Source organism: Robertmurraya sp. FSL R5-0851 (assembly GCF_038002965.1).
Classification (GTDB): Bacteria; Bacillota; Bacilli; order Bacillales; family Cytobacillaceae; genus Robertmurraya_A; species Robertmurraya_A beringensis.
The window spans coordinates 2,764,262-2,781,705 of sequence record NZ_JBBOOE010000001.1 but is presented as its reverse complement, the minus strand read 5'-3'; the positions used below and the strand labels follow the sequence as shown (position 1 = coordinate 2,781,705).

General features: G+C 37.8%; 20 protein-coding genes and 1 riboswitch. Of the genes, 13 read left to right on the top strand and 7 right to left on the bottom strand.

Going from position 1 to position 17,444, the window contains the following annotated elements:
• Positions 1 to 2: 2 nt before the first annotated feature.
• Positions 3 to 608, top strand: a complete 606-nt coding sequence (locus MKX65_RS14265; protein ID WP_340904141.1) for a methyl-accepting chemotaxis protein — start codon at positions 3 to 5, stop codon at positions 606 to 608.
• 148 nt (positions 609 to 756) lie between these two features.
• On the opposite strand, the gene MKX65_RS14260 is transcribed toward MKX65_RS14265, so the two are convergent.
• From MKX65_RS14260 to MKX65_RS14250, 3 genes are read right to left on the bottom strand one after another with little or no spacing between them, the layout of a single operon-like run.
• Positions 757 to 1,401: a hypothetical protein gene (locus MKX65_RS14260; RefSeq protein ID WP_160547016.1), complete on the bottom strand. Its 645-nt coding sequence runs from the start codon at positions 1,399 to 1,401 to the stop codon at positions 757 to 759.
• Positions 1,402 to 1,432: 31 nt separating this feature from the next.
• Positions 1,433 to 1,939, bottom strand: coding sequence for a hypothetical protein (locus MKX65_RS14255; RefSeq protein ID WP_340904140.1), 507 nt, complete (start codon positions 1,937 to 1,939; stop codon positions 1,433 to 1,435).
• Positions 1,940 to 1,977: 38 nt separating this feature from the next.
• On the bottom strand, positions 1,978 to 2,133 hold the full coding sequence (locus MKX65_RS14250) for a hypothetical protein (protein WP_377058900.1): 156 nt from the start codon (positions 2,131 to 2,133) through the stop codon (positions 1,978 to 1,980).
• Between the two features lie 210 nt (positions 2,134 to 2,343).
• A riboswitch (TPP riboswitch) is annotated at positions 2,344 to 2,442 on the top strand.
• A gap of 62 nt (positions 2,443 to 2,504) precedes the next feature.
• Between MKX65_RS14250 and thiT the strand changes: the two genes are divergently transcribed.
• Both thiT and MKX65_RS14240 read left to right on the top strand, forming a co-directional pair.
• On the top strand, positions 2,505 to 3,098 hold the full coding sequence (gene thiT, locus MKX65_RS14245) for an energy-coupled thiamine transporter ThiT (RefSeq protein WP_160547017.1): 594 nt from the start codon (positions 2,505 to 2,507) through the stop codon (positions 3,096 to 3,098).
• Positions 3,099 to 3,194: 96 nt separating this feature from the next.
• Positions 3,195 to 3,971, top strand: coding sequence for a divergent polysaccharide deacetylase family protein (locus MKX65_RS14240; protein WP_340904139.1), 777 nt, complete (start codon positions 3,195 to 3,197; stop codon positions 3,969 to 3,971).
• Positions 3,972 to 4,023: 52 nt separating this feature from the next.
• Here MKX65_RS14240 and MKX65_RS14235 read toward each other — a convergent pair whose 3' ends face one another.
• From MKX65_RS14235 to MKX65_RS14220, 4 genes are all read right to left on the bottom strand, one after another.
• Positions 4,024 to 4,914: a VanW family protein gene (locus MKX65_RS14235; protein WP_160547018.1), complete on the bottom strand. Its 891-nt coding sequence runs from the start codon at positions 4,912 to 4,914 to the stop codon at positions 4,024 to 4,026.
• A gap of 97 nt (positions 4,915 to 5,011) precedes the next feature.
• Positions 5,012 to 6,433, bottom strand: coding sequence for an amino acid carrier protein (locus tag MKX65_RS14230; protein ID WP_160547019.1), 1,422 nt, complete (start codon positions 6,431 to 6,433; stop codon positions 5,012 to 5,014).
• 132 nt (positions 6,434 to 6,565) lie between these two features.
• A complete protein-coding gene (locus MKX65_RS14225) occupies positions 6,566 to 7,891 on the bottom strand; it encodes a CNNM domain-containing protein (protein WP_160547020.1) in 1,326 nt (441 codons plus the stop codon).
• Between the two features lie 374 nt (positions 7,892 to 8,265).
• Entirely contained in the window at positions 8,266 to 9,765 is a 1,500-nt protein-coding gene (locus tag MKX65_RS14220; RefSeq protein WP_340902990.1) for a transposase, read from the bottom strand.
• 261 nt (positions 9,766 to 10,026) lie between these two features.
• On the opposite strand from MKX65_RS14220, the gene MKX65_RS14215 reads away from it, so the two are divergent.
• From MKX65_RS14215 to MKX65_RS14170, 10 genes are all read left to right on the top strand, one after another.
• A complete protein-coding gene (locus MKX65_RS14215; protein ID WP_160547021.1) occupies positions 10,027 to 10,809 on the top strand; it encodes an N-acetylmuramoyl-L-alanine amidase in 783 nt (260 codons plus the stop codon).
• 144 nt (positions 10,810 to 10,953) lie between these two features.
• Positions 10,954 to 11,313, top strand: a complete 360-nt coding sequence (locus MKX65_RS14210; RefSeq protein WP_340904135.1) for an aminoacyl-tRNA hydrolase — start codon at positions 10,954 to 10,956, stop codon at positions 11,311 to 11,313.
• Positions 11,314 to 11,531: 218 nt separating this feature from the next.
• Complete coding sequence (locus MKX65_RS14205; protein ID WP_160547022.1) at positions 11,532 to 11,822, top strand: hypothetical protein; 291 nt, start codon at positions 11,532 to 11,534, stop codon at positions 11,820 to 11,822.
• A 17-nt stretch (positions 11,823 to 11,839) separates the two neighbouring features.
• A complete protein-coding gene (locus tag MKX65_RS14200) occupies positions 11,840 to 12,358 on the top strand; it encodes an HD domain-containing protein (protein ID WP_160547023.1) in 519 nt (172 codons plus the stop codon).
• A 257-nt stretch (positions 12,359 to 12,615) separates the two neighbouring features.
• On the top strand, positions 12,616 to 13,695 hold the full coding sequence (locus tag MKX65_RS14195) for a hypothetical protein (protein ID WP_160547024.1): 1,080 nt from the start codon (positions 12,616 to 12,618) through the stop codon (positions 13,693 to 13,695).
• Positions 13,682 to 15,850, top strand: coding sequence for a molybdopterin oxidoreductase family protein (locus MKX65_RS14190; protein WP_340904133.1), 2,169 nt, complete (start codon positions 13,682 to 13,684; stop codon positions 15,848 to 15,850). Before MKX65_RS14195 ends, MKX65_RS14190 begins: the two co-directional genes overlap by 14 nt.
• Positions 15,851 to 16,411 (top strand): 4Fe-4S dicluster domain-containing protein, encoded by a 561-nt coding sequence (locus MKX65_RS14185; RefSeq protein ID WP_066048124.1) that lies wholly within the window; start codon positions 15,851 to 15,853, stop codon positions 16,409 to 16,411.
• Between the two features lie 11 nt (positions 16,412 to 16,422).
• The gene (locus MKX65_RS14180) at positions 16,423 to 16,947 is read left to right on the top strand and encodes a QcrA and Rieske domain-containing protein (RefSeq protein WP_160547026.1); all 525 of its coding nucleotides are present in this window, start codon (positions 16,423 to 16,425) and stop codon (positions 16,945 to 16,947) included.
• Positions 16,937 to 17,122, top strand: a complete 186-nt coding sequence (locus MKX65_RS14175; protein ID WP_340904129.1) for a hypothetical protein — start codon at positions 16,937 to 16,939, stop codon at positions 17,120 to 17,122. The genes MKX65_RS14180 and MKX65_RS14175 overlap by 11 nt, the downstream gene beginning before the upstream one ends.
• 6 nt (positions 17,123 to 17,128) lie before the next feature.
• Positions 17,129 to 17,443 carry a hypothetical protein gene (locus tag MKX65_RS14170; RefSeq protein ID WP_160547027.1) on the top strand — a complete coding sequence of 105 codons (315 nt, stop codon included), beginning with the start codon at positions 17,129 to 17,131 and terminating at the stop codon, positions 17,441 to 17,443.
• Position 17,444: the final 1 nt, after the last annotated feature.

Sequence of the window (17,444 nt, the reverse complement as noted above, 5' to 3'; positions counted from 1 at the left end):
TTTTGAATGCTTCACAAATTATTCGTCAGTTAGGGAGACGCTCGAATGAAATTACTTCTATCCTAAATATGATTACCACCGTTGCAGATCAAACGAATTTGCTAGCACTAAATGCAGCAATCGAAGCGGCGAGAGCAGGCGAACATGGCAAGGGTTTTGCTGTAGTTGCAGACGAAGTAAGAAAGCTCGCAGAGGAATCCAAAAAATCAGCTGATCAAATTACAAAGATGATTTCTTATATCCAATCTGAAACGGACCTAGCTGTTTCTGCAATGGAAGAACAGTCTCACAAAGTGTCTGAAGGGTTTGAATATAGTCAGGATGCAAAGAAAGCGTTTGCTCTTATTGGAGAGTCAATGGGAGATGTGATTGAAAAGGTATCAGACGTTTCATGTGCCATCGAACTACTTAGTATGCATAGTACAAATGTCGTGCAAGCAATTGGCGAGGTTAAAGAAATCGCAGAAGAAAGCGTTGCAACAACAAGAGAAGTAGCAGCCGGGACCGAAGAAAACGTTGCTACTCTCCAAGAAGTAACCGCTAGTGCTCAAGACCTATCAGGAATGGCTGAAACCTTACAAAAGTTAGTCCACCGATTTAAGATTTAAAATAGAAAAGCATCTAGTTTTAGTTATCAAGACTAAAAATAAATAAAATCAATGATAATAAGCCGTATAACATATTAGATATATCTAATATGTTATACGGCTTTTCTCTTAATTCTTTAACAGGGCTGACGAATCAAAGAGAACCTTTTTATAATTCAAGTTGAATCGTTGTTATTCTTTTCGTTTCATCAATCCATAAATAGACGTTTTTACACTTATGAGCTAAATATCTTATAGCTAAATTTTTTATTAATGACTCTTCAAGATTCCAGTCATATAGTTGAAGAGTAATTAGGGAATTATTAGAGGTTTCCTGCAAAAAGTTTAGAACAACATAAAAATTATCATCTTCAAACTTTTCAATAAATTGAGGATGCAATTTATAAACTTTTTGTGGCCGCCACTCATAGGATAAGTCATTATTAATTGATCCATAAAGGCTCTTAACTATTGGGTTTAACTTACACGAACGTATTTCAGCTATTGATTCTTTGTTTGGTTTAGTGAGCATTATTTCAACGGGTTTATTATGTTCTAACACAACTTTTCTGCTATTAAAATGTGCAACAATTTCTCTTAATGTTTTTTTTGTGATTTTTCTATGAGGTAGAGACAATGAAGTCATGCTGTTTTCGTCTTGGGCGCTTAATAACACAAAAAACTGAGTCAGTATAGAAAATTCCTTGACAAGTGTTTCTTCATTATCAAGTGCCCTGATTTTAAAATCAGAAATTTCTTCCGAAATATTGGACGGTATTGTTTCATTTTCTTCCAAGGCGCTTAACCATTTCAAAGGTAACAACTCCAGTCCCTATAATTTAAATTTATTTAACCTCGAAGTATGACCATCCGTTTGCCCATGCTCCATACACACCATTTTTAACAGTGGTAAATGTACCTCCAAGTCGGGCACGATATGCACCGTCAGAGAGAGTAGTAGATCCTTCATTTCTAATAGTAGAACTTGGTGTATTAATTCGATAATTGAAAGGTAAAGTTTTATGGGGCTCCCAACCTCCATTAAGGAAGCCATGGTCTTTTTGAATTTCTACAGTTACATTACTATAAGAAATTACATCACCACCAACCTGAATTGTCCAAGGGCAATATACGTTATTGCTAATAGAATAACAAGAGACTGTACCACGAGCAAAGTCTAACCCGAAAGTTGAAACCCCTCCACCAGTACCAGTTTTTTTATTAATTGGAGCATAGTCTGTAGTCGCAGTATTACCAACGGATGTTACTTCTGTCGAAGCTGCCTGGGATTGATTTGGAAATGAAGAGAATAAGAGAATCGTAAATAGAAAGAAATACAAATATTTTTTCAAAAAAAATACACTCCTATAGTTTTTTACAATAATGAGAATTATTGGTTAATAGTATTGTACTTTAAAAAAATGCTTCTACCAATAGAATCCAAATATTTTAAATATCTAACTGCCTCAACTACCGGCAATCCTTCCTCGTCTAAAAGAATGTATCTTTTTTTATTATTATCTAGTAATACCTCTTGTACCCTCATTTTCTCACCACATCCCTCTAATAAATTATACATATTAAACTATCAATAACTAGTATTGTTTATCTATTTATTATGTACAAAAATAACAGAATGAAATGACATTCTGTACTTATTAGCCTACTAATATTGTAGTATATTTAATTCCAACTAGATGCTTTTCTATTTTATTTTATATGATATAATGAGTACGAAATAATAAACTACATACGAAGAAACCACAAGGGGAGCGTTATGCTGAGAGTGAACGTTTGTTCTGACCCTTTGAACCTGTTAGATAATTCTAGCGCAGGGATGTGGACTGACTGAATTTTTCTTGCAATCATGTCTCTCTACACTCTCCTTGAGGTTTCAGAAAAAGGGGAGATTTTTTTATGGGAAACAAACGACTAATTATGATGATTGAAGCTTCTTTTTTTGCAGCTTTTGCACTAATTCTTGACCTTCTACCATCGATCAAGCTATCGCCTAATATTTCTATTTCATTTGCGATGCTACCAATTTTAATTATTGCTTTTAGATGGGGATTCCTTGCAGCAACAGCTTCTGGCTTTTTATGGGGACTGTTACAAATTGCTATGGGTGATGCTTATATTTTAACTCCGTTACAGGGTTTCATTGAGTATTTTCTTGCCTTTGCGTTTATTGGATTTGCAGGTTTCTTTATGAAAAAAATTCAGGTTGCACTAACTGAAAATAAGAAGAAAGCCCTTCAATGGATCATAGTTGCCACATTCGTCGGAAGTGCTGCACGTTATTTTTGGCATTTTATCGCAGGATTTTTATTCTGGGGAGAAAATGCACCGGATGGGATGTCGCCACTCTTATTTTCACTAGGTGTGAACGGTGGTACCATGATTGGGGCCGCCATCTATTGTTCCATTGTTTTATTCCTTTTAGTGTCAAGTTCTCCAAGATTCCTGTTACACAAAAGGATTTCCTCAGAGAACGTAAAAAAAATATCGTAATTTAACTCTCGTCCAATGTTTTGGACGAGTTTTTTGTATGGTTTTTCCTATATGTGAGAAACTATCCAAATAACTAACATTCAAATGGAGGCTTTCATGAAAAAAACTTCATTTATCATGATCCTAGTCATTTTTACAATGTTTCCTCATCATGGGTATGGCCAGGAAATGAAAAAGGCAGCTATTATCATTGATGATTTTGGTGGTGGTGTAGGAGGTGTAAAGGATTTTTTAGAAGGTGACGTACAAATAACGGCAGCTATTATGCCATTTAATGAACTTTCAAAAAAGCATGCAGAATGGGCATATGAAAATGGTTTAGAGATCATGGTACATTTGCCCATGCAGCCAAAAAAGGGAAAGGCCTCTTGGTTAGGACCAAAGCCAATCACCAATGACTTATCAAAAGAAGAAGTAAGAAAGAGAGTCATTGATGCGATCGATAGTGTTCCTCATGCTATGGGCTTAAATAATCATATGGGCTCCCTCGTCGTTGAGAATGAGGAGATTGTCCGAGTGATTGTTGAAGTGGCAAAAGAAAAACAGTTATACATTGTTGATAGTGCAACAAGTCCAAAGTCAAAATTCGAGGAAATTACTGAGGAATTGAATGTACCTTTTATTAAAAGGGATGTCTTTCTTGATGATATCTGTTCGGTAAATCAAGTGAAAAAACAAATGCTTATTCTTGCAAGGATTGCGGAGAGTAGGGGAACCGCTGTTGCGATTGGACATGTTGGTACATCGGGCAAGGTATGTTCATTAGGTGTTACTGAGTCAATGCCTGAATTTAAGCAAAAGCATATAAAGGTCGTTCCTGTATCCGAGTTGTTATCAGACTCCATTCGATCAAAGTATTTTCATCTATATTAAAAATGGCTGTCCAGTGGGAGAGATTCTCCCTTACATCGGACAGCCTTGTTTTTTATTGATACATGCTTGGTACTTGATTTTGTTCGACATTCACATCGTCTGAAGTATATAAAAGAATGGATACGGAACCACCTCTCACTTTGGAACGAATCAAGATAGGATGTTTATAATTATTCATAAAAACAAAGTCAGGACCGTACCAACTTACTGTTGCATCGCGACCTGGAGGAACATAAGGAACGCGTTTGGAATGGGAATATCGTTTTACGATTTTTAACCCTGCTCGATCCACAGCATTAAAGAGTGTAGAAGATACTTGGCAAATGCCTCCGCCGACCCCCTCGGAAAGCTCACCTCGAACAATAATAGGAGCTGGCATATATCCGCGTTCTTTTGTCCGTTGACCAACCACCTCATTAAACGAAAAAGTCTGACCTGGAAATAGGACGAAGTTATTGATCGCCTCGGACGATTTTCGTATATTGTTTGTTCTTGAGGTATTGTAGCTATTGAAATATGTGACATAATACCCGATGGCTTGTTGGCGTATTCTTGACAATAACTCACTATCTACCTCAGGATAAATCGGTTTTTTAGGGACTTTAAGCGTTTTGGCACCTTTACTATAAAAATAGGAGTGATATAGGGTATGAAAGGATCTCTTATTCAGTTGATATCCCAGCTGCTCTGGCTGTAAATTTCCATAATCATCAAGATAAGCATTTTTCGGCTCTATGTATACTTGTTGGGAAAGTTCAGCAGTTAATATATCAAGATGATGCAAGTCCATATGCGGAGTATTAGGAAGAGGAAAAACTAGTTCTTCTCGATCTACAGTCATTATGGGTTGATCATTATCAATCAATGTGAGTACATCGTGATCGGTTGGTTGTTGAATAAGCATGAGAATAGATAAAAGTCCAGTTAATTTCAATCGTATCATCCTTCCGCTAAGGTACCATGAGTATTATTCCAAGTTCACGATTACCTTATACGGGGTTTGAGAAATGAAAAAAGACTGGGAATTCCCAGTCTATCGTTTAAGCTTTTTCAGTTGTTTCTTGCTTTTGTTTAGGCCAGCTCTCTACCCCTTTTAAACCAGGAATACTATCTTCGAAAAACACAGGGTCAAGACCTTGCTTGCGTTGTTCAAGGTAATTATCAAGTGTTTTAAAAGCAATATTTCCTAGTAAACCAATGGCAATTAAGTTTGTAGTGGCCATAATGGCCATTGCTAAGTCAGCTAGGTCCCAAACAATTTGTAAGCTAGCAACGGCCCCAAAGATAACCATCCCAACGGCTAAAATTCGGAAAATAAGAAGCGTTGCCTTACTTTTATGAATAAATTCAATATTTGCTTCTCCATAGTAGTAGTTCCCAATAATTGAAGAAAATGCAAACATGAAAATGGCAATGGTTAAAAAGAGACTAGCCCAACTTCCAAAATGTTCGCCTAAAGATGCTTGCGTTAATTCAATACCTTGAAGGCCTGTGGTGTAGGAGTCTGATAGTAAAATAATAAACGCCGTCGCAGTACATACTACGAGGGTATCAAAAAACACTCCAAGTGCCTGTACAAAACCTTGCTTGGCAGGGTGAGATACGACCGCAGTTGCAGCAGCATTTGGTGCACTACCCATACCCGCTTCGTTTGAGAATAAACCTCTTTTCACACCCATCATTATAGCCGAACCAACGCCACCACCAACTGCTTGGTCAATGCCAAATGCATTTTTGAAAATAAGTGAGATAACGCCAGGTAATTCTTGTATATTAGTAATGATGACGTACAGAGCTAATAATATATAAAAGAAAGCCATGATTGGTACAATGACTGATGAAAATCTAGCAACCCGTTGAACTCCACCGAAAATAATAATAGCTGTTACAATAGCTAAAACGATACCTACAAGTAGATTATCAGTCCCAAAAGAACTTTTAAAGGATGCAGAGATCACATTACTTTGTACCGCAATGAAAGTTAGTCCAAAAGAAAATATGATACCAAAAGCAAATACTTTACTTAATCCAACCGATCCCAGTTGTTTTCTCATATAATAAGCTGGACCGCCTTTAAATCCAGTCCCATCTTTAACTTTGAATATTTGGGCAAGAGTACTTTCTACAAAAGCACTCGCACCTCCTAAAATCGCAACGATCCACATCCAAAAGACAGCACCAGGACCACCAACAGCTATTGCCATTGCGACTCCAGCAATATTACCCATGCCGATTCTTGTAGCAGCGCCTATAAAAAATGCTTGCAATGAAGAGACACCTTTTTTATTAGAAGGCCCAGTATTTTTATCTTTTAATACGTGAAACATTTCTCCAACCTTTACGATTTGGACAAATCGCATTCTAACAGTAAAATATAAACCAAGGCCTAGTAGCAAGCCAATTAAAATATATGACCAAAAAATATTATTTGCTTGTCCAACTATTGTTTGAATCCATTCCATTATACTTCCTCCTGATGTCGAAATTTGTACTTTTGCACATTAGTTGAATTATCTAGAAAATCAATTCATCTGTCAATCCTAATTTCGTTGAAGTAGATTAAAACGTAAAAAAGACGTTCTAAAAGAACGCCTTTACTGTGAATTTTCTACTATTTCTAGAACCTTCACTTGAATTTTTGATACTCTTAGTTCATCCAACTCTATAGCGGTAAATTGAACTCCATTAAATGTGAAATGTGGCTGTTCATTTTGGTCAGGGAATCTACCTAGTTCCCCAATGAAAAAACCACTTAATGTTTCGTACTGATCTAAAGGGAGACCTAATTTTAACACATCCTCCACGTCATCCAAACTGGTTGTTCCTAGGATGTGATATTCATTGTCGCTAATTTTTTCAATTTCAATTTCTTCTTCTTCATGCTCATCATATTCATCAAAAATATTTCCGACGATTTCTTCAAGAAGGTCCTCAACAGTTACAATACCGTCAGTTCCACCATATTCATCTAAAACGATGGCCATATGAGTTTTGTTTTTCTGGAGTTCCTTAAACACATCGTCTGTTCTCATTGATCCAATAACGTAAAAAGGAGGACGGATGATGTTTTTCATTTCAAAAGGACGATTATCTTCGTGCTCCATAAATTCAATTAAGTCTTTCACATGAAAGATACCTATTATGGTGTCCATATCTTCCCCGTATACAGGGAATCTCGTATACTTTTCTTCATTAACGATACGAACGACATCTTTAATGGTTGCTTCAGCAGGAATGCCAACTATATTTGTTCGGTGAGTCATGATATCTGTCACGTACGTATTATCAAAAGCAAATATATTGTTGATCATTACGCTTTCTGTTTCTTGAATGGTTCCTCTTTCCTTGCCGATATCGAGCATTAGTTTGATTTCTTCTTCTGTTGCATCCTCATCTTCTGCATTTGGGTCAACACCAAAAAGACGAACGACAATATTTGTTGATCCAGTGAGTAATTTTACAAACGGCGCAGAAACCTTTGACAAGGTAGTCAATGGAATAACTGCTATCATTGAAATGGCTTCCGCTTTTTTCATGGCCAAACGTTTTGGAACTAATTCCCCAAATACGAGAGTAAAGTAAGACAAAATGATCGTAATTACAAAAACAGAAACGGTACCAAGCATTCTTTCTGATAAGGGTACTCCTAAAGCAAGTAGCAGTTGAGTAAAGTCGCTAGCAAAGTTCTCAGCTGCAAACGCACTCGCTAGGAAGCCAGCTAATGTGATGCCAATTTGTATCGTTGCCAAAAAACGACTTGGTTCACTTAATAACTGGTGGAGCATCTTAGCCTTCTTATGTCCTTCATCAGCCATCACTTTAATTTTATTATCATTTAGGGAAATGAGTGCAATTTCTGAAGCGGCAAAAAAGGCATTTAATAAAATTAATACAACTAATATGACTAGTTCAATGGTCAAAACAAAATCATCCTCTTAAAAAATTTTCAACTTCTATGTATTAAGTATTCTTCTTAAGCGCGTATAAAATACTGCTCCATTCTAATATATGAAATGAAAAAAAAACTGTAAAGAAAAATACTATTATTTACTAAGAAAACATCAACTTTATTTCGAAATTGAGATTTTTGACAATAAAAAGGTGAAAACATTGTCTTATTTTGCTGTTTTTTCATATATAAGATAGACTCTCGGAATAACTAAGTCATTTTTATGGGATTTGTAAAAAAATAACTGGAAATTAGCTTCGATTCGATGAAAATTCCTTTTTTTCATTTCCTTTTTCAAAAAAATGCATACCAAATAAGCCTTGCTTATAAAATTTTTAAAAATGATTAAGCAGACTTTTTAAAAATGACATTTTCGAGATTCAGCTTTTCTTTTTTAACGTCGTACCAAGCATCAATATGTTGGCACATCATAATGGCATAAGTCCGAATGTACCACATTTTCGTGGAACGATGACGACCTAATTCTAAATGATAATCAACCTTTTCACGTTTGTTCGACCGTTCTACAGATGTACGACGCTTATAAGTTAGCTTCCACTTTTCAGACGTTCTCGGAGTCTTAGTAAACAACCGAAGGTTGTCCTTCCGGAATGTATGAAATGTTCGACCGTATTTAGCTTTAGAACAGGGATTCTCACAAGTAATTTTTGTGCCGCATGCGAGTGGACATCTCCATTTCTGCCGGTTTTTGGATTTATCAAAACCATTGGGCTTCATTTTTAACCCTGCAGAACAAATTGGTGTCCCTTCGGGAGATATTTGTATATCGCTTTCAGTGCTGAAATTTTTCTTGGTTCGAACATTCAGATCAATGAAAGGCTCGATATTATAATGATCTAGCAATTCATAAATAGGTTCCGCATCATGAGCAGCATCCAAGAGAATCTTACCAATTGTGCCCAAGGTAGTGCGTTGCGAAAATTCAATAGAACTGGCAACAAGACTGACAGAATCATGCCGGGAAGCTGGTTGAAGTCTTGGATACAAGGGTAGGTCGTATCGACTGTCGCTAGTGGATAACATGTAGAGATGGTATCCGTTGAAGTAGCGTTCCCGTGAACTGTCCCACCCTGAGTCGATGTCAGGTTGGGAATAATGACGAGGATGGTTACAATTCGTTAGTCCTTGGGCACTGCATTCACAAGTACGCTTGCTTCTTGGAAATCTAGCCGTTTCAATCGGGGTACCGTCTCCGACAACCCCTAGAGCGTCCAAGTCTCCGAGTAAGCCTAGGTTCGCTGATACATGGAGAAATTGAGATTGAAATAATTCAAATAATCGATCGCTTGGCAGCACTTTTTTCTTAGCATCATAACGAAAAAAACGATCGATTAACTTTCTAACTATACCTGGACTTGATGGGGACGCTTTTTCGCCTTTCTTGGGTTTCTTCTTTTTCTTTTTTTGGCGTTTCGGTTTGATATTGGGTTTTATATTAGCGTTATCCCTTCCCCATAAACGGTGGAAAAAATCGTAGAAAGTCCCTATACCAGGAACTTTCCCCGGTTCAAAGCCACTCATGATGGCATAGAAAGGCACTCGATACAATTCATCAACCCATTCAGTAATACTGAGAGTTGGTTTAGCCAAAAGAAGCAAAAGGTAAGAGCGCATCATAGAAGACGGATCACGAGGCTCCGGACCTTTATTCGAATAAGAGCTCCGAAGCCACGAGGTAATCTGAGAAAGGTCAGTGATCCATAACTTGTAAATAATGGGCCAATCATTATTTACAATAGTAAGGACGTTACCAGAGTAATGCTTTCTTAATTGTTCTAAAACGAAGTTTTGGTAATCTTCATGACTAACGACAGTTGGCTTCACCTCAACACCCCAATTCACGGTTTATAAGGAAATAAATCCCTTCGCCGGCGATTATTGTGGTGTTTTCAAAAAGTCAAGTATTTTCGACAAAAAAATCAACAAAATTTCACTGAGGAATTTCCAATTCTTCTTATAAAACGTGAAACATCCCCCTACTAAAAGTAGGAGGAATCAAATAAAAATGGTACAAGAAAATCCTTGTACCATCTAACTCGGCGAATGCCGAGAGTCTATTAAGAAGTAAGGAGGTGAAAAAATAAAATGGTGAAAATATTTTTGGATCCAGGTCATGGTGGAACAGATCCTGGAGCGACTGGTAATGGACTTCAAGAAAAAAATATAACACTAAGTATAGCTTCTACCATTCGTAATTTTCTTATCAATGAATACGAAAATGTTGAAGTACAGATGAGTCGAACGGGGGACCAAACCGTGAGTTTAATTTCCCGAACAAATACAGCAAACACCTGGGGAGCTGACTTCTTCCTCTCGATACACGTAAATGCAGGTGGGGGAACTGGTTTTGAGAGTTATGTTTATCCAGATGCAGGCGCCCCTACAACTACGTACCGTCAAGCTATACATGAGGAAGTTCTTAAAGTAGCAAACTTCTCTAACAGAGGACAAAAGCAAGCTGATTTTCATGTACTAAGGGAAACCAATATGGATGCAGTCCTTACAGAAAATGGATTTATTGATAACAATTCTGATGCTGAGAAGTTAAGAAGTCCGGCTTTTATTACAAGCTTGGCAAGGGGGCATACGAACGGATTGGCTAGGGCGTTTAATTTAAGAAGAAAAACGACACCTGATCCATCGACTGGACAAAGAGTTTATCGAGTACAAATAGGAGCATTTCGAAATAGAGAAAATGCGGAAAGGCTAGCTGAAAGAGCAGTTGCGAAAGGTTTCGAGACCTATGTATACCAAGAGGATGGGTTATTTAAAGTCCAAATAGGCGCATTCGCAGATAGAAAACGAGCTGAAGAGTTAGCAAATAGGGCAGAAAGAGAAGGCTTTGATGCATTTGTTCATCAAGGATAACCGAAAGCACTTCTAAATGGAGTGCTTTTCTTTTTATGGACAAGTTTGGTGGTCAAGTGAACAACGGTTTTCGCATAGAATGTATTTTTTATGAGTATACATAGAAGAAAAAGTTGAATTTGTTGCTGTAAGGGAGGGGAATCGGTGAATAATGAGGTCGTGCAATACTACGTTGTGAACGAGGACTTAAACCTGGCTCCGGGGAAACTAGCCTCACAAATTGCCCATGCTGCTACTATATCCACCATAAATATGGTCAGCTCCAAGCAAGCTAGGTTTCCTGATTACTTTGAATACTATGTAGAATGGTACCAGTCAGGTATGAAAAAAATGATATTAAGGGGCAGTGAAAACGAGCTAGAAACGTTGGTGGAAAGCGGTTTTTATGCGGTTCATGAAAAAGGAGTCACTGAAGTGCTAAATGGAAAGTTATCGGTAGTTGCCTTACCACCAATGCCTAGACTGTTAAGTAAAAGATTCGTAAGCCAGTTTAAACGGTATTAATATAAACGGACGGATTTCTTAAAAACAAAACTGCTCACTTGATAAACAGGTCAGCAGTTTTTTTATTTAAGTGGGGAAATTGTGAAAAGATCCTCCTGGATAAGAAGGATTACAAGAAAGTTTGTGGAATAGTATACAGAATATTGAGACAATGTGAAATAACTCCTTCTCTTTCTGTATATATTTAATAGTAAGAATAGAATAAGGAGGAGAAAAATATGGGAAAGATACTGAATACATGGTCATTTTTCATGGTTTTACTTTCTGGAGGCCTCGTATTTGTTCTCTCTACTAATATACTTACTTCTTACTTTATCCAGTGGGTTGGTGTTCATCCGTTAAAAATGATTTATTATTTTACAATGATTGTATTCTTCGTCGGTATCATTGGTTTTTCAGGTGTTACCAATTGGAAAGGGGCGATAAGAAGTGTTATTACCGTGGGCCTAGCTGCATTTATTATCGTTTTCTTGGCCTATATCATTTATGTTGGCAATTTACCTGAGTAAAAAGGAGGGGACAACAATTGCGTGACGTTGAATTAAAGGCGATTTTTGACCATCACATTGCACAAAAATATTTGACTAGATCAGGCATTTCCCATGCGATTGCTGTCGCTTATCATTCCTTTCACTTAGCAAAGAAACACTCAGTACCCGTTGATTTAGCAGCAAAAGCTGGGTTGCTGCATGATATTGGACACTTCACCTGGTATAAAAATGGGAAGTGGGATTATGAAATGTATAAAAAATATGATATCCATCCTATAAAAGGGGCTGAACGCGCTCATAAATTATTAATCCGCCTAGGTGAAAACCCCGCGTCAGCAAAGGTCATTTCTCATGCCATTCTTTTTCATACCGATTCATTCTTACCAACTAATACAATCGTTAGAACTCCCTTGCAAGAAATCGTAAAAAAGGCGGATGAGATGGATGAGGAAGAAGGGGGATTGCATCATTATCGAACCATTTCAAATGAGAGGGCAAGAAAAAGTTTAGAAAGATTAGATCACATGATTGATATCGAGTTAAATGGGGGATAAACCACTTTTCTACTACAGAAAAGTGGTTTTTTTTGTTGGAAATGGAGTATGACATCAACTGTTACAAAATCGCCACAAATCAAAAAACGTTGATATATCAACGTTTGTAAGGGTTGAGATTCCGAGTGAATGCCGAAAAATAGACCTCTAAGGGAATTTTCCGAGGCTGATAGGGAAATCCCCCGATACGTTGAAATGAGATCAAGACATAAAATGAGGATAACTTAAATGTTGATTTTTCAAGGAGGAGCTAAAAAATGCAAGGAGAACTTTCAGCAAATAAAAAAGCAACACATTCAATTGAACGCGCGTTTGCTTCTAAGTTTGCCAAATCTATGTTTATAAGTGTGTGCGGACTAGCAATTTTATCATTTATCGGAACGAGAATGTTTACTCATATCGATTTAAACCTATACGGATACATGGTTGGCACGATTGTTTTTTTAGGGGGATTCTTTTATCGATTTATTGCTTGGGGAGAACGTCCACCTACAAAAATCTTTATTAAAAAGGGATTAAAACTTCTGTTTAGAAAGTCAACCCCTAAAACGACTACAGAACACTTAGTCACCTACCGTTTTATCTGGAATCGCGGGCTCTATCGCTGGACTCAACATATTTTAATGGGTTGGGGTTGTGTAATAGCAGCATTCGTTACCTTCCCACTAGTGTTTGGATGGATGTACTTTACAATGGAAGAGAACGGATATTATACGGTCGTTGGAATGGGAATTGACATCATGACTATTAAAGCAGACGGTGTTTTAGGCTACCTTTTCTATAACGCTTTAAACATTTCTGCAGTTATGGTAATCACTGGTGTTTGCATGATAATTTACAGACGATTGAAGAACATGCAAGCACGTGCGGAACAGACGGTGGTTTACGACTTTTTGCCATTATATTTACTACTTTTTGTTAGTATCACTGGGATTGCATTGACGTTTATCAATATGTTTTTACACGGCTGGGGTCACTCGGTCATGTCATTAATTCATCAATATTCCGTGATTGTTACCTTAATATATTTACCATTTGGAAAGTTAGCACATATTCCTTTCCGTCCTGTAAGTATTTTTGCTAGAAACTACCGTGAGCATTATGCTGAGCAGTCAATGAAGCATTGTAAGGTCTGTAGTGAGGAATTTGTATCTACTGAACAATCAAATGATGTCGTCCATGTACTAGGCGTGAACCATATGGAATTTAAAAAGGAAGACTTCCATCTTGCGGAATTATGTCTTCCATGTCGGAGAAAGTACCGTATCGCTCAGTTCTCTGGCTTCCCTACACATGAAGTGAAAGTTAAGGAGGCAAACCAGAATGCAAAGGGATAAATTTTTTAAAGAAGTAAAGAACTTACATCATCCAAACGAGAAACTAGTAAAAACTCATTGTAGTTATTGTGGAATGCAATGTGGGATGAATTTACGAGTGAATACAAAAACAAACAAAATTATTGGTGTAGAGCCACGATATGAATGGCCTGTAACAGTTGGGAAAATGTGCCCGAAAGGTGTAACAGCTTACCAACAAACGAATCATGATGACCGGATTCTACGACCGTTAATTCGTGATAATCAAGCGTTAAAAGGAACAAAAGAAGGTTTCCGTGAGGCAAGTTGGGAAGAAGCATACACGTTAATCGTAAAGAAATTCCAAGAATTACAGAAGAATTATGGAAAAGATAGTCTTTCAGTTTTTAGCGGAGTATCAATGACAAATGAGAAATGCTATTTAACTGGAAAGTTTGCTCGTGTCGCACTAGGCACAAGATATATTGATTATAATGGCCGCTTCTGTATGTCAAGTGCAGCTGGTGGATTTATGAGATCACTAGGTGTCGATAGAGGCTCAACGATACCTTGGACAGATATACATGAAACAGATTGCTTGCTTATAGCTGGAAGTAATACAGCTGAATGTCATCCAACCTCTATGTTCCGCATTTGGAATGTACAAGAAAGAGGAGGGTACATCATCGTGGTTGACCCACGTGAAACACCCATTGCAAGAAGAGCGGATCTTCATTTGGATCTTCGTCCAGGTACAGACCTTGCCCTTGCAAATGGAATTCTCCATCAATTAATCGAAATGGGCCATATTGATGAACATTTTGTGAACAATCACACAAATGGATTTGAAGAGACAAAGGAATTAGTAAGAGAGTTTACCCCAGAATATACAAGCGAACTTACTGGTGTTGCTCCAGAGAAGATTATTAGAGCAGCTGAGATATATGGAAAAGCTCCAAATGCTGTAGTTATGTTTGCTCGTGGAATTGAGCAACAGCATAAAGGTGTTGACAATGTGTCTGCGTATACCAATTTAGCGCTCGTAACGGGCAAGATTGGTCGTCCAAAATCAGGCGTAGCCACTTTTACTGGTCAAGGCAATGGGCAAGGAGGACGTGAGCACGGGCAAAAGGCGGATGCACTTCCTGGTTATCGTAAGATTGCCAATCCAGATCATGTTCGAGAAGTAAGTAAAGTATGGGGAATCAAGCCGGAAGAGATGCCGCAAGCTGGTGTATCAGCATATGAGATGTTTGAGCTGATGACAGATAAAACGATTAGAGGTCTTTACTTACTATGCTCAAACCCAGCAGTTAGTGCTCCTAATCTTAACTATGTGCGAAACGCTTTAAAAAATCTCGATTTTATGGTTGTTGCAGATTTTTACCTTTCTGAATCAGCTGAATTTGCCGATGTTATTCTTCCAACAACCACTTGGTCGGAGGATGAGGGAACGGTCACCAATCTCGAAGGTCGAATCATTAAGATTAATAAAGCCCAAGAGCCTGTTGGTGAATCTAAACCAGATTGGGAAATTCAAGTTGAGCTTGCTGAAAGACTTGGAAGAGGTCAATACTTCAGCCATTTAAAAACAGCAAAAGATGTCGGAGACGAATTCCGCTTAGCCTCTAAAGGTGGTTATGCAGATTATTATGGAGCCACATGGGAAAAGATCGAGAAGCAAGATGGGGTGTTTTGGCCTTGTAAAGATGAGGCTGATAAGGGAACACCACATATGTTCTTAGACAAAAAGTTTTATCATCCAGATGGAAAAGCCAAGATTTGTGCACTTCCATACCGACCACCAGCGGAAGAGCCATGTGAAGAATATCCATTACGTTTAACAACTGGACGGGTGGTGTACCATTACCTATCTGGAAATCAAACGAGACGAATTCAATTTTTACGGGATATGTGTCCAGAACCTTATGTTGAGGTACATCCTGATACTGCTTCTAAATATGACATTCAACATGAAGAGGTCGTCCGACTGTTCACTCGACGTGGAACCGCTGATTATAAAGTGAAAATAACTGAAGCTATTCGAAAAGATACGGTGTTCGTACCATATCACTTTGGTCACGATCAATCTATTAATCTCCTTACTATTGCTGCACTGGATCCGATGTCAATAATGCCTGAGTTTAAGGCTTGTGCCGCACAAATAGAAAAACTAGAAATAAAGAAGGTGCAATAAATGAAGAAGAGGCTCTATCTAGAATTAGAAAACTGTATCGGCTGTCGTTCTTGTCTGGCTGCCTGTACGCAGTGCGGAGGACATGAAGAGAAAAACAGAAACTATGTATATGATGTGAATCCTCTTGTAAACCGTCAGACGATGCCTCTCATGTGCCTTCATTGTGTCAATCCGGCATGTGCAAGAAGCTGTCCCGCTCAAGCGATCCAGATTCATGAGACGGGTGCTGTATTGTCTGCATTGGTTGAAAAGTGTATTGGTTGTCAAAACTGTACGATTGCTTGTCCATATGGAATTCCCAAATTTGATACGGAACAAAATCTTATGTACAAATGCGATTTGTGTATTGACCGGACAAAGGATGGTATACCTCCTATGTGTGCAAGTGTATGTCCATCAAATACATTGCAGTGGCTAACGGATGATGAAATAGAAGCAAAGCAAAAGCAGTTCAATTTAGATAATGGTAAATGGGTTACAAGTATGCCGTATCTTGAAGGCGAAACAAATGTACGAGTGAATCTCCCTGGTATTTTACAGGGAGTAACCAAGTTATTTTAGGAGGGATTATCATGACACATAAAAATAATAAAATCCCCTTTAATGAAGATAATTATACCCACAATATCAATCGGAACAATGAAAGAAAGCTAGACCGTAGAGGATTTATGAAGACTTTGGTTGGAGCAGCTGGTGTATTTGCTGTATCATCTCTTCCGTGGGGAGGGGTGGCAGCTAAGGAGTTGTTGGGACTAGGAAACAAGGAATATCCTCACAAAAAGATTGTTGATATAAAAAGTATTCCTGTTGGTCATTCCGTGGATTTTAAGTTCCCAGGTGAACATGACGATGCCATACTAATTCGATTAACCGAAACAAAATATGTTGCTTATCAAAATGCATGTACTCACCTTCGTTGTCCAGTATTTTGGGAAAAGGAAAAAGGGGAAATGCTTTGCCCTTGCCATCATGGGAAGTTTGATGTGGAAACAGGAGCACCAACTGCCGGTCCTCCTCGTAGACCATTACCTGAAATTGAAGTGAAAATAGAGAAAGACGCAGTATATGCAGTGAAGGTGAAACGTTATGAAGTGTAATTTCAATTTTGCTGCCCTATTAGTCATTCTTATGTTAAATATTGTATTTACACAAAAAATGGTGCACCAGTATTATTTTGAGAACTATGTAACTGCCATTATTTATTGTTTCTTAAATCTAATCTTATTCCCTATTGCTATTTTTATTTACAAACAAGATCAAAAGAAGGCGTGATTACCAATGAATTCTGAAACCTACTTAGACTTCTGTTTTGTAAGAGAGCATGTTGGAGAATTCTCTAATCTCATTGATCAATTGTTAACTGAATTGTTTAAAGGAATGCGTGTGAATTGGTATCTGGATGAAAAAGTAGCTGATGGAGCAGATGTCGTTGTTGCAGAGATCAAAGGAATGACTCGATTTCAGTCAGAGGAAGAAGTCATAGAGCATATCGAGACACACGCACAAGATGAGTTCTGGTGTTATCTCCAAGGTTTTAAAATGTTTGTTTATCCTAATGGGAAAGGATGTGGGAGCAGCTGTGCAGGGCATTAAT